Origin of the sequence: Aquiflexum sp. TKW24L (assembly GCF_023502205.1) — a bacterium.
GTDB lineage: Bacteria > Bacteroidota > Bacteroidia > Cytophagales > Cyclobacteriaceae > Cognataquiflexum.
This window is the reverse complement of record NZ_JAMFLG010000008.1, coordinates 84,155-96,880: the sequence shown is the minus strand read 5'-3', so window position 1 is coordinate 96,880 and position 12,726 is coordinate 84,155. Positions and strand designations below refer to the sequence as shown.

Here is a 12,726-nt window from a genome sequence, read left to right as displayed (position 1 = left end):
CCTATCAACTAAACCAACTATCATGCCAAAATCACCTGTTTTAAAATCTGATGCCCATCAGCTCCATGAGTTTGTGGGCATTAAAACTAGGGCATGGACCTTCTTTAAGCTTGTAATCAAAGTGGATTTTGTCGTCCATAATTTCACTGTGAAAGCTTCTATTCATAAGATAACCAAGACTTTTGTCTAGCTGACTGAGTTCTATATCATGGGTGGAAATGATGCCTTTACAGTTGCTTGCCGCAAGCTGTCTAATCAATGCCTCGCTACCCATAATTCTGTCTGCGGTATTGGTGCCCTTTAGGATTTCATCTAGTAAATAAAAGACCGTTTCTCCATTTTCGGCTTTGGATAAAAGCTGTTTGATGCGGGAGAGCTCCGCATAGAAAGAGCTGACGCTTTCTCCTAAATTATCAGAATTGCGCATGCTGGTAAATAACTGAAATGGATAAAGGAGAAAGGAATCTGCCATCGGACTTAAACCAATATTAGCCATGACCATGTTGATGCCGAGTGTTCTCATAAATGTCGTTTTTCCAGACATGTTTGACCCGGTCAGTAACACTGTCTTGGTATCCTCGTCAATGGAAAAATCATTGCCAATAGCATTTTCCTTGTCAATCAGAGGGTGTTTGAGATTTTTTACTTCAATGATTTTTTCCTTTGACCAAATGGGAACAGCGCTTATTTGTTCTTCATGTGTAAATGTCCCAAGCGAAACCAATACCTGCCAGGTATCAAATAATTCTTCCCATGCGGCAATGTGACTGCCAAATTTCTTACGCCAGATTTCAGCTCTCCAAAGCAGAAAAAAGTCAATCCAGAAAATCAGGTTGAAAATCACAAACATCAGGTTGATCCTGTTTTGGAGCATAAAGGACTTTTGTTCTAAAGATTTCAAAACTTTAGAAGCAGTAAACCCTTCATTTTTGATAGGTGCTTTGAGTGAATGTAAAAAGGAATCTGAAAAGTCAGCGTTTTCAATCAATAAAGCCCATTTCCCAAAAGTCTTGATATCACCTTGGTTTGGAAAAACTTTGGAGGCTTCCTGCAGTGGCTTCAAAACCAGTGTTAGGGACAATATTCCCAATACAATCCATGCTCCAATCCATACTGGGGGAATCATTCCAACCGCGGCCAAAAAAAGTAAAATACTTCCTCCCACAGGACCGATGACCAAAGGCAGATAGTTTATAGGGAGCCAGTTTTCCGGTTTCTTTAGCCAATTGTAAAATCCCATTTTGGACTTTTCCTCTTTGATAAATGCCCTTCCGGTGGCTTCAAATGAAGATAAAAAACCGGGGTTTTGGCTGAGTTCTTTAACTGCACCAAACCTCGACATGAACATGTCCTCATGAATATCAGCCAATAACCATGAAGCCAATTTGGCTTTTCCTCCTTTATTGACAGTGTGGTTGAGCAATTGGAATAAAGAATGGCTGCCGAAAAGATCCAAATCACTGGAGAAAGGATGGGCTTTGTCCATGAATTCTGATCCGGTGTCAAAACCCAGAAGATTTCGCAAGGCTCTTTTGGTTTTCTCCTGCTCCATTTTTACCAACTCTTCCAAAAAATCAGTTTTATCCCTGTTTTGATTGAAAAGTAGAATGAGATACAGAAAACCTGCAAGCGAGACTAAAAACACCAATAAAAAAATGGGTCTATCTGTAATACCAACAATAAACGCAGCTGCCATCACAAAAAAAATGGATAACCTTACCAAAGAAAGCACTATGCTTTTTCTTTTTGCCTTGGCAAGTAAACCTATTATATCCTCCGTACCGTAAACTATATCCATGGCCTAAAGATACCAAAAGAATCTCGCAGGGCTAAAATTAAAAGGTAGAGAAGGCCACATTCGTAAAATATCGGATGAATTGAACCATATCAAAAAGCAGGTGTTTTCACTTTGCAGAAGGTTTGGAAAGATATAAATAGGTATTTTTATAAATCTCAATAATTTACCGCATGCATCATTGAATATGAAAAAATGGATGATTTTGGCTTTGGCCATATTAGTGTTTGGAGCTAGTGCCCAACAAAAGCCCTTGGACATGTGGGGCATGTTTACCAAAACCAGGTTTGTGGAGAAATTGAACAGGGAATTTGGAATGTATTTTCTCTATCCGATATTCCCTGACGAACTGAAAGCCTTCGAAGGAAAAGAGGTATCGGTTACCGGATTCTACATTCCTTTGGATATGGCCACATCCAACTATGCGGTTTTGTCCAAATTCCCAAATGCAGAATGCTTCTTTTGCGGTGGAGCGGGTCCGGAAAGTATCGTGGTGGCTTATCTCAAAAAGAAACCTGCCAAGAGAATCAATGTGGACGAAATCATTACCATCAAAGGCAAACTTAAACTCAACGAGACGGATATAGATGAGTTGAACTTCATCCTCTTGGATGCAGAAATAACGAACTGAGAAAGTTAGCTATGGCTCAAAAAAAGGTAACAAAAGAGATAAAAAGTGAAAATGAAGAATTGGCATCAGAATGGGACTTTTCGGAAGGATTCGGTGGTATACCTGAAAATGTATCTCTTACCAAAAATATTGGATGTGCCTCAGATTCAAAGCCTAACCCGAAAAAAACATCAAAAAATTCATCGTCAACTGAATAATCAATCGATTTTTTTTGCTTTACTTTCAGGGATAAAACTTAATCCCCATGAAAGTAAAACACCCACAAATCCCTACTTTCCTGTTTGCCCTAGGAATGATCTTTTTGATTTTTTCTTGTGAACAAACAGAAGAACTATTGCCCCAACAGGACACTGCAGTTCTAAACGAAGAGGCACAGGTTAATGCCGCTTTTGATGAAGCAGACTTTTTTACCCTCTCTGCGATGCAAAGCAACGGTCTTGGTCTTAGAACCAACATGGATATCCAAAGCGATTTTTGCGCGGATACAAAAGTTGATTTTTTCCCTAACAACAAATCAATCGTCATCAATTTCGGAGCTGGCTGTAAAAGCCCCAAAGGAATCACCCGAAAAGGCAAAATCATGATTTATTATTCTGCGCTTTCCTTTGAGTCAGGAACAGAAATCACCTTGGCATTTGATGGCTATGAGGTCAACGGGCTCAAAATAGAGGGACGACGTAGGCTCATCCACGAAGGGTTCAATGCCGAAGGAAAGTTTTTCTTGTTCCAAACAGTTATTTCTGCCGGAAAAGTTACCTGGCCGGATGGAACATTTGCGACTTTAGAAGGAGAACATATTAAGAGACTATTCCTACCAATGGACTCAAATGGATTTAAACTCGAGGTGACTGGTGGTGCCGGAGGCAGGACTAGACTTGGTATCCCATTTAGGACAAGCATTGAGAGAAAGCTCATTTTTATCCAATCCTGCACCGACAAAGGAAATTGGGTGCCATCTTCCGGATTAGTGGAATTGACCTTGGATCCCGATTCAAAATTTGTGGTGGATTATGGTAACGGTGATTGTGACAAGTTTGCTACAGTTTCGCATAATGGAAAAACGGTTCCTGTGGAATTTGATTGAAGAAGTTCATAGTCCACAGACAACAGTCACCGGATTAAAGTCTTGAATTTCAAAATGATCTTCTTGAATTATGTTTGAATAGGATATTGATAAAATAAGAAAGGCCGGAATTTCCGGCCTTTTTTTATTCTTTACCTTGAGGATAATAATGATGTACATCTCTTTGTGGAAATGGAATCCCTATCTCATTTTCCTCAAATGCCTCCTTTATTGCTTCCATATTTTCCCAATACACCGGCCACAGGTTACCTGTATCAGCCCAACACCTGATGGTGAGGTCTAGTGAGTTGTCACCAAAGTTACCGAAAAAAACCGTCGCAGCAGGTTCCTGGTGAATCCGTTCATCTTTGGCCAAAACACCAAGTATGATTTCCCGGGTTTTTTTGATGTCTGTTCCATAAGCTACACCGACTTTCATATCTACCCTTCTTGTTGGCTTTTGGGAATAGTTGACGATCAGGTTATTGGCAAGAACCCCATTAGGAACTGTGACAAGCTTGTTGTCAAAATTTCGGATTTTGGTATATAATATGTCAATACCTTCTATTTCACCGGTGGTCCCTTGGGCCTCAACGGTGTCACCAACTTTGAAAGGTTTAAACATCAGGATCAAAACACCTCCTGCAAAATTTGCCAATGAACCCTGCAAAGCAAGACCTATGGCCAAACCTGCCGCACCAAGAATAGCCACGAAAGAAGTCATTTCCACACCCATGGTGGTGGCAATGCTGATGAGCAACAATACCCAAAGTATCGCTTTGGCGAAGCTTTTTAGAAAAGTGGCAAGGGATGCATCTACATCAGATTTTTCAAAAGCCTTGCCCATGACCTTTTGGACAAATCCAATCATGTACCGACCAATCAGGTAAATGATAACACCAAGTATAAGCTTTGGCCCAACCTTGAAAGCAAGATCAATAGCTTGTTGTTTGATTAAATCCAAGGTCTTTAAATCAATTCCATACTCTTCCATGCGAAATTAAATTTTTGTTTTTCAATATGATTTTGACGCAAATTTAATTGAATCTGCAAATTACCCGCCATCGGAAGGCCCAATTCCATTGGATTTGAAAAGCTCCCATACCGGATTTTTGCAATACACGCTTAATGTCTTTGCGTGTAAAACCTCTGAGAACTGAAAGTGGTCCGTCATTTTGAACCATGGGGGATCTGGAAAATAAAGCCGTCAACAGTCTAATGCTGTAATAAGCCAAAGGATGGCGGTGTAGGTCATTGATGACCATACCCAAAGAGGCGCTCTTTTTAAAAACCCTCAACAGAAAAATAAGTTCCTCATCGTTGAAATGATGGGTAAAAAGTGTGCACGTAACCACATCAACTTTGATTTTTTCAAATTCTTTGTCAAATATATTTTGGGTCAAAAAACTGATATTAGAATAATTTTTTAGGTTCGCTTTTGCCATCCCGATCGTATGCTCGTTGGCATCTACTCCCAGGAATTTACATTTGATACCGTGTTTTAAAGTCCAATCTGCCATAACCCTGAGCATATCACCGCCACCACAGCCAATGTCAGCGATGGTATATTCACGAGTTTTGTCTTTGCTCAAGAGGATCTTTAGACCAGAAGTAGTGACATGATTGCCACCCAAAAAACGGTTGATGGTGCGGAGCTCGCGCAATGTCTGCTTCAGAATTTCTCCCCCAACTTCCAGGTCATCCATGATCTCTTTGTCGTAGCAGCGCTGATCGAACTTTCCCATTATTTCTCCAGCAAGAGGGTCTCCAATGTTAATCCGGGGCCAAAACCCATAGCCAAAATGTCACCCTTGGACTCAGAATCTAGAAGCCATTTTTTGAGGACAAAGAGAATGGTAGCCGAGGACATGTTGCCATAAGCTTGTAATACCTGGTGGGAGTGCAAATTTTGGTTGGGTAAAATCTGAAAAGCAGTTTCTACTTTCTGAAGAATCTGCTTACCTCCGGGATGGATGGCAAAGTGTTTGATTTTGGACAACTGAAATACTTCTTCAAGGTATCCCAGAATTTCACTCAAACCCTTATGGAGCAAATCGGGCACATATTTGCTCAATCTCATTTCAAACCCAAAGTCCCCGATCGACCAAGCCATGTCACTTTCTCCTTCTTTGAAAACACGGCTATGGTACTTTTTGATCTTCAATCCGACCGGTTGGCGTCTTATCAAAGCCGCAGCAGCTCCATCACCGAAAATAGCATTTGCCAAGAGATTGTCCTCCGTATAGTCCTTCTGAAAATGGATGGTGCATAACTCAATCGCGAGCACAAGCACCTTGGCAGCAGGATCGCTGTCACAAATGCGGTCTGCCAATTTGAGGGCATTGAAAGCCGCATAGCATCCCATAAAATGAATAGCATAGCGTTCGATGTCATTGCGGAATCCCATTGCGTGAATAATCTCCAAATCCAACCCCGGGGCAAACATCCCTGTACAAGAGACTAAAATCAAATGTGTAATTTCATGGGTTTGAATATGTGTATTCGAAAGGCAATCATCGATGGCTCCGGAAGCAAGTGACAAAGCGGATTTTTCAAAAAGTCCCATCCTCTTTTTGGTAGAAGGAAATGGTTCTAAATCCCGGTTGTTAGGAAAAAAACTGAACTTTTTAGGATCTGTATAGTTGAAATCGTCGATGACACTGAATCTATTTTCGATTCCTGTTTTTTGGTACACAAAGTTCAGTTTCCTTGATTCCTGAACATCCAATCCATGAGCCATTTTCATAAATTCCCCAATCTGAATTTGGGATACCGGATTTCCAGGATTGGCTGTGCCAATGCTTACAATGTGGTTGTTCATTAAGTTTAAGTTACACTTATTTTTTCTAACTTGGTATACCCGAAAGATAATTATCCCTTGTCCTAAAAGTTAAAAATCTAATTTATTTATGTTTAAATTATCCAGTTGGAAACACCTCAGAATTCCATTTTCCTTCTATCTCCTTCCGATATTCATTTTTGCTTTGGCCTTTACACCCAATCATAATCCCGAAAGGATGCTGATTGTTCTTGTTGCCCTACACTTATTTCTCTACCCTTCCAGCAATGGCTATAATTCGTATTTTGACAAGGACGAAAAAAGCATCGGGGGCTTGCGCAATCCTCCAAAAGTAAGCAATGGACTGTATTTTCTATCCCTTTTATTTTTTGTAATCTCTCTAGGGCTTGGACTGATAATCAATTGGCAATTCAGCAGCATGCTGCTCGTGTATAGCCTCGTGTCCATGGCTTACAGCCATCCCACTATCCGACTCAAAAAGTATGCCTATGTAAGTTGGATTGTGGCAGGTTTCTTTCAGGGCTGCTTCACCTTCTGCATGGCTTATGCGGGATTGAGTGATTTTGGTTGGGAGGTTTTTACCAAAAGCCACGTCTTGATTCCGGGCTTGCTGTCCAGTCTGATGCTGTGGGGTTCTTATCCCCTGACCCAAGTCTATCAACATGAAGAAGATGCAAAAAGAGGGGATATTACTTTGAGCCTGAAACTGGGCAAAAAAGGAACGTTTGCTTTTTCAAGCATCTGGTTTTTGGTAACAGGAATCTGCTTCAGCTGGTTTTTCCTAAGCAGAAATCAGGAAAGCGCCTTTTATGGTTTCCTAGCTGCGATGCTTCCGGTAATTCTCTATTTCTTCGTTTGGTTTTCATTTGTTCGCAAGGACCAAGAAAAATACACTACTTACTCTTGGACCATGTGGATGAACAGGATTTCTGCCATCGCCCTGAATATCTTCTTTGCTTGGTATTTCTTGGAGAATACACAGATTTTGCAGGCTCTTGGGTGAAATCTCAAATCTCAAATCAAAAATTAGAATCTTTCCCCATGCGTCCTTTTCATAATCTCTTTTGCCACAAAAGGGGAACTTTTGATTAGGCCAACCGAAAATTCTGAAACTGTTTTTGACCCAAAAAGCCACTGCACTTTTCTGCCGATCCACAACCTGGTTTTGAAAATAAGGGTCCATTGCCTGCGGTATTGGCTTTCAATTTGTCTTCTATCTTGATTCTGAAGAATGGCTTCAGCAGCCAATTTGCCTGTGTGGATCGCGATTGCCATGCCATTACCACAGAGCGGGGTAATCAACCCTGCAGCATCACCGACCATCAGGATATGGTCTTCGACCGGCTGCTTGGGTGAAAAATTGATCTCATTGATGACTTCCGGTTTGTCAAAAAGGAATTCGCTGTTCAGGAAAATCTGCCTGAGATGGGGATTTTTATAGAGCACTTCTTTTTCCATTTCAGGGATGCTTCCATATTGACGGAGTTGCTTTTTGGAACCCAGGTAGCAAAGATTGGAAACCCCATTTTCCACTTGGTTGATGCCGCAATATCCTCCCTCAAAATTATGCAGGGCGACGGTATTCGGATCAAAGTCCGTTTTGACGTGGTATTTGACTCCGATAAATGGGCTCCGCTGATGCATAAATGGCCTGTCCATGGCCTTATCCACTTTGGACCGCTTGCCAAAAGCCCCGATGACATGGTTGGCTGTCATGGAATTTCCTTTGTTGAGTTTGAGAAAAAACCTGTTTTCTTTTGGCTCAAATCCAACTTCCTCAACCTGCGTTTGGAGCAGGAATTTTACGCCGACAGCTGTTGCTTTTTGGTACAAAAACAAATCAAACGAGTACCTGCTGATGCCAAAGCCTCCAAGGTCCAAGGGCATATTGGCTACATTTCCCTTAATAGAACTCAGCTGAAACTTGGTGATGACGGAAGGACCTATTTCCTGTGGGAATAGATTTTCCTTGAGTAAAAAATCTTTGACTTCATTGGAAATATATTCTCCGCAGACACGGTGGAAAGGGTAAGTTTTTTTTTCAATGAGCAAAACCTCCCTTCCGTTTTTTGCCAAATGGTGTGCAGCAATCAATCCCCCCAACCCTCCGCCAATAATAATAATGTCTGAATGCTGCATAAAACTCTCGCGCCTTTTAAATGGAATGATTTGCCGTTTATCAAATTTCAGCCTTTGAATTTAAGAAATGCCCTGAATTACGGGTTAAATTCAAAAGTTAATTATCAAGTCAACTATATTAAACATGAAGAAGTTTACCCAAATGTATTTACGAAAGGGATTGACGTTTCTTTTTTTGATCGGAATGGTCTTCGTCGGTGATGAAGCATTTGCCCAAAAGAAAAAGAAAAAAGATTCCAAAAACGCCCCTGCGACAGCGGCACCTGCTCCTGCAAGACCGACACCACCAAAGACAGGGCCAAAACCCTACGCCGAAGTCATCACCGACAAGGCAAAGTCAAAAGACGGACTTTTCAAAGTCCATGAGTTGGAGGGCAAATATTTTTATGAAATCCCCGACACCCTCATCGGGAGAGAAATGCTCATCGTCACGACTATTGCCAAAACCGCAGACGGAATCGGCTATGGGGGTGAAAGGACAAACACTTTGCTCGTCAGATGGGATCAAAATGGAGACAACCTACTCCTAAAAGTGGTTTCCTACAGCAACACTGCTGCTGACTCCTTGCCGATATTCACTGCCGTAAAAAGCTCCAACTTGGAACCGATTCTCCAAAAATTTGATGTCAAAGCAAAAGCAACAGACAAAAATGGTGTTGTCATAGAAGTAACAGATTTGTTTACCAAAGATGTCCAAGCAATAGGATTACCAAGAAACAGAAGGACGCAATATAAAGTAACAAGACTGGACAACGAGCGCTCCTATATTGAGCGTGTAAGCCCTTACCCGATCAACATCGAAGCACGGTATGTCATGACTTATGCAGCTACTGAACCGCCATCCAATGCGAGCACAGGTTTGATTACTGTAGAGATGAACTCCTCCATGGTACTGTTACCAAAAGACCCCATGATGCAACGATTATCCGACAGACGTGTGGGATGGTTTAGCCGCTCCGTGGTGGATTACGGCCTCGACCAACAAAAAGCAGCAACAAGGACTTTCCTTGACAGGTGGAGATTGGAAGTAAAGGAAGAAGATTATGAGAAATTCAAAAGAGGTGAATTGGTAGAGCCAAAGAAACCGATTGTGTTTTACATCGATCCCGCCACGCCTGAGAGATGGAGACCTTACCTGAAGCAGGGAATCGAAGATTGGCAAAAAGCTTTTGAGGAAGCGGGATTCAAAAATGCTATCCTTGCCAAAGACGCACCTACCAAAGAAGAAGATCCTGATTGGAGTCCTGAGGATGCGAGGTATTCTGTCATCAGGTATTTTGCCTCGGATATCCAAAATGCGTACGGCCCTCACGTGTCCGATCCACGATCTGGAGAGATCATCGAATCAGATATCGGTTGGTACCACAATGTGATGAACCTGCTCAGAAACTGGTTCTTTATCCAAACTGCAGCAGTCAATCCTGAAGCCCGGGGTGTCAACTTTAGGGAAGAAGTCATGGGCAGGTTGATCCGATTTGTATCTTCTCATGAAGTGGGACATACTTTGGGTCTTCCGCATAACTTTGCCTCCTCACACGCCTATCCGGTGGATTCTTTGCGCTCAGCTACTTTCACCAAAGAATTTGGAACAGCCCCTTCCATCATGGATTATGCGAGATTCAACTACATCGCACAGCCGGGAGATGACAATGTCAGCTTGATGCCGGATGTAGGGCCTTATGACAAGTACTCTATCGCATGGGGTTACAGACCGATATTGGACGCCAAAACTCCCGAAGAAGAGCAACCTACTTTGGACAAATGGATTCTTGCCAAGCAGGGAGATCCTGTTTACAGATTTGGTCGTCAGGGCAACAGCTATGATCCAAGCAGCCAAAGTGAAGACTTGGGTGATGACGCGATGAAAGCTTCGGATTATGGTATCAAAAACCTGAAAGTGATCCTTCCAAATCTGATGAAATGGACTGCTGAAGCAGACAAACCATTCAAAGATTACAGCGACCTCAACGAAATGTACGGTCAGGTCATCGGACAGTACAACAGGTACATGGGTCACATCCGAACCAATGTCGGTGGAGTCTATGAATTCTACAAATCATCCGGTCAAGGTGACGCTGTCTATGTCCATACTGACAAAACCAAGCAGAAGCGTGCCGTTCAGTTTATCAACAAAGAATTGTTTGCCACGCCTGCGTGGTTGATGGATGAAAAAATCATTGAGAGAACAGGTGATTTTGGTGCTTTGGAAAGAATCCGAGGGGTTCAGGTGACTACTTTGAACGGAATCCTGGAATGGGGTAGGCTTGGGAGAATGATCGAAAACGAAGCCCTAAACGGTAAAAATGCCTACACCATGGTGGAGTTATTTGATGACCTTAGGGGTGGAATTTGGAATGAATTGCCTTCCGGCAAAACCATAGACGTCCACAGAAGAAGTCTTCAAAGAGCACATATCGAAAGGTTGGAATTGTTGCTAACCGGTAATGAACCGACACTTCCTGCACAGTTCAGGGCATTTGTAGGGCCGCAGATCAATGCTTCCCAATCGGATATCAGGCCGATGGCAAGAGGTGAATTGAAAACCTTGCAAAGACAGATTACTGCAGCCATTCCAAGAACTTCAGACAAATTATCCAAACTCCATTTGGAGGATGCTTTGGAAAGAATCAATAAAATCTTGGATCCAAAGTAATTGGCAATCTGGATTGGAATGGCGTCATCCTGAATCTGAGGAACGAAGATGAAGGATCTCCAATCTTTTGTGAGATGCTTCGCTACGTTCAGCATGACGGATTCGTAAATTCATCACTCGTTCTAAAGTCGGGTAATATTTTGAAATGTAAAACCAAAAAGGCCAAGCTGAACATGTTTGGCCTTTTTTTGTGTTGTAACCTTAAGTCCCTATTTTTACCCAAACCAATTTTAAAATAATGCCCAATAGCCCTCTTCAACTCCTTCAAGAACACAGTTTGCGGATTACCAATTGTAGAAAGGAAGTGTTAAAGACTTTTTTGGAAAGACAGGTGGCGCTTTCCCATTCTGATCTTGAAGAGGTTTTGCAAAAAGATTTTGACCGGGTGACGATTTACAGGACACTGAAGACCTTTTTGGACAATGACCTCGTCCATAAAGTCCTTGATGACAGTGGAGCTACCAAGTACGCCTTGTGTTCACATTCCCATGCGGGAGAGCACCGTCATGACCACGAGCATGTTCATTTCAAATGCGAAAAGTGCGGCAGAACTATTTGTATGGAAGAAGTGGGCTTGCCAAAAATCTCCTTGCCCGAAGGATATACCAAAAAAGAGGTAAGCTTACTGATTCAGGGAGTTTGCGATAAGTGCAATTGAGTCAAACCTCCATGGGTTCTCTCGGAGCTTTCTTTGTAGGAGAATCTGTGGGCCAAATCACCCCCGGCGGCAAATCGATTTTTGGTGGGGTAAAGTCCTCTACGCCCCCATCTCCATCATCGTTGCTGCCTGTATTTCGCCCAAGATTGGATTTGGTCATGGTAGCCACAAAATAAATCAGCACCACGTAGGCGACTCCGCAAAGAACCAAATCAACAATTAAGCTACTCATATTCAAAGAAATTTGAATCAATTTACTACAAAACCTTGTAGAAGTCAATCATTTAACTCGCCAAAGACAAGATTGATTTAAGAATTTTTAAAAAAATTAATTGGTTTCCTGTTTAGCTTGTGAAATAAGGGATATCATTAGATATTTGCGCACGAAAAAAATCAAGTAATGATAGTCAAAACAAAAAAATATCAATTAACAACAGGTACCTACATTAAGCTAGGGTTGACCAATATCCTCAAAGAACAATGGTGGGTGGTATTGATCGCCATTGCCATCGGATGCGGTTATTTTTGGATAGCTTCATGGTGGTGGATCAGCATGGCCATCTTGGCTTATGCCTTATATTGGCTTTTTTGGGTAATTCAGTTTGCAGGTGTCACCCAGATGGAACAGAACAAAGTGATTTTTGAAAAGATGTCTTATGAGATTGACAGCAGGCAGATATTGATGAAGCTCAACGTCCAACAGGGAATGCCTATCAAGTGGGACATGATCAAAAAAGTGGAACTAAATAAAGAGGCCTACATCCTGACTATGTCCAAAGCCCAATTTATATATCTCCCTTTCAAAATCTTCAACACAGAAAATGAAAGGAAATTTTTGGAAGCCATTCTGAGGAGAAAAGGATATCTTCCTGAACAGGCCGCAGGGAAAATAGCAACGGCAGAGGTGAAAAAGTAAAAAGACCACAGACCATAGTTGACTGTATATAGCCTCTTCATCTGCACTCATATTCTAGAATTATATGGTTT

13 protein-coding genes are annotated in these 12,726 nt (G+C 41.8%); 7 read left to right on the top strand and 6 right to left on the bottom strand.

Annotation, left to right across the window (positions count from 1 at the left end; all coding sequences use genetic code 11):
- Positions 1-40: 40 nt before the first annotated feature.
- Positions 41-1,798 carry a MutS-related protein gene (locus tag M3O96_RS07560; protein ID WP_249719724.1) on the bottom strand — a complete coding sequence of 586 codons (1,758 nt, stop codon included), beginning with the start codon at positions 1,796-1,798 and terminating at the stop codon, positions 41-43.
- Positions 1,799-1,982: 184 nt separating this feature from the next.
- Between M3O96_RS07560 and M3O96_RS07555 the strand changes: the two genes are divergently transcribed.
- From M3O96_RS07555 to M3O96_RS07545, 3 genes are read left to right on the top strand one after another with little or no spacing between them, the layout of a single operon-like run.
- Entirely contained in the window at positions 1,983-2,426 is a 444-nt protein-coding gene (locus tag M3O96_RS07555) for a hypothetical protein (RefSeq protein WP_249719723.1), read from the top strand.
- 11 nt (positions 2,427-2,437) lie between these two features.
- Positions 2,438-2,623: a hypothetical protein gene (locus M3O96_RS07550; protein WP_249719722.1), complete on the top strand. Its 186-nt coding sequence runs from the start codon at positions 2,438-2,440 to the stop codon at positions 2,621-2,623.
- A gap of 47 nt (positions 2,624-2,670) precedes the next feature.
- The gene (locus tag M3O96_RS07545) at positions 2,671-3,510 is read left to right on the top strand and encodes a hypothetical protein (protein WP_249719721.1); all 840 of its coding nucleotides are present in this window, start codon (positions 2,671-2,673) and stop codon (positions 3,508-3,510) included.
- A gap of 124 nt (positions 3,511-3,634) precedes the next feature.
- Here the strand turns inward: M3O96_RS07545 and M3O96_RS07540 are convergent, their stop codons facing one another.
- Genes M3O96_RS07540 through M3O96_RS07530 form a run of 3 tightly spaced genes read right to left on the bottom strand, consistent with a single transcriptional unit; the run spans position 3,635 to position 6,310 of the window.
- Complete coding sequence (locus M3O96_RS07540; protein WP_249719720.1) at positions 3,635-4,483, bottom strand: mechanosensitive ion channel family protein; 849 nt, start codon at positions 4,481-4,483, stop codon at positions 3,635-3,637.
- A gap of 43 nt (positions 4,484-4,526) precedes the next feature.
- Positions 4,527-5,234 (bottom strand): methyltransferase domain-containing protein, encoded by a 708-nt coding sequence (locus M3O96_RS07535; protein WP_249719719.1) that lies wholly within the window; start codon positions 5,232-5,234, stop codon positions 4,527-4,529.
- Positions 5,234-6,310: a type III polyketide synthase gene (locus tag M3O96_RS07530; RefSeq protein ID WP_249719718.1), complete on the bottom strand. Its 1,077-nt coding sequence runs from the start codon at positions 6,308-6,310 to the stop codon at positions 5,234-5,236. The genes M3O96_RS07535 and M3O96_RS07530 overlap by 1 nt, the downstream gene beginning before the upstream one ends.
- A gap of 88 nt (positions 6,311-6,398) precedes the next feature.
- Between M3O96_RS07530 and M3O96_RS07525 the strand changes: the two genes are divergently transcribed.
- Positions 6,399-7,292, top strand: coding sequence for a UbiA family prenyltransferase (locus tag M3O96_RS07525; protein ID WP_249719717.1), 894 nt, complete (start codon positions 6,399-6,401; stop codon positions 7,290-7,292).
- Between the two features lie 23 nt (positions 7,293-7,315).
- Here the strand turns inward: M3O96_RS07525 and M3O96_RS07520 are convergent, their stop codons facing one another.
- Positions 7,316-8,428 (bottom strand): NAD(P)/FAD-dependent oxidoreductase, encoded by a 1,113-nt coding sequence (locus M3O96_RS07520; protein ID WP_249719716.1) that lies wholly within the window; start codon positions 8,426-8,428, stop codon positions 7,316-7,318.
- Between the two features lie 124 nt (positions 8,429-8,552).
- On the opposite strand from M3O96_RS07520, the gene M3O96_RS07515 reads away from it, so the two are divergent.
- Both M3O96_RS07515 and M3O96_RS07510 read left to right on the top strand, forming a co-directional pair.
- Entirely contained in the window at positions 8,553-11,081 is a 2,529-nt protein-coding gene (locus M3O96_RS07515) for a zinc-dependent metalloprotease (protein ID WP_249719715.1), read from the top strand.
- A gap of 238 nt (positions 11,082-11,319) precedes the next feature.
- A complete protein-coding gene (locus M3O96_RS07510) occupies positions 11,320-11,739 on the top strand; it encodes a Fur family transcriptional regulator (RefSeq protein WP_249719714.1) in 420 nt (139 codons plus the stop codon).
- Between the two features lies 1 nt (position 11,740).
- On the opposite strand, the gene M3O96_RS07505 is transcribed toward M3O96_RS07510, so the two are convergent.
- Positions 11,741-11,971, bottom strand: a complete 231-nt coding sequence (locus M3O96_RS07505; RefSeq protein WP_249719713.1) for a hypothetical protein — start codon at positions 11,969-11,971, stop codon at positions 11,741-11,743.
- A gap of 168 nt (positions 11,972-12,139) precedes the next feature.
- On the opposite strand from M3O96_RS07505, the gene M3O96_RS07500 reads away from it, so the two are divergent.
- Complete coding sequence (locus tag M3O96_RS07500) at positions 12,140-12,655, top strand: YcxB family protein (RefSeq protein ID WP_249719712.1); 516 nt, start codon at positions 12,140-12,142, stop codon at positions 12,653-12,655.
- The last annotated feature ends 71 nt before the right edge of the window (positions 12,656-12,726 follow it).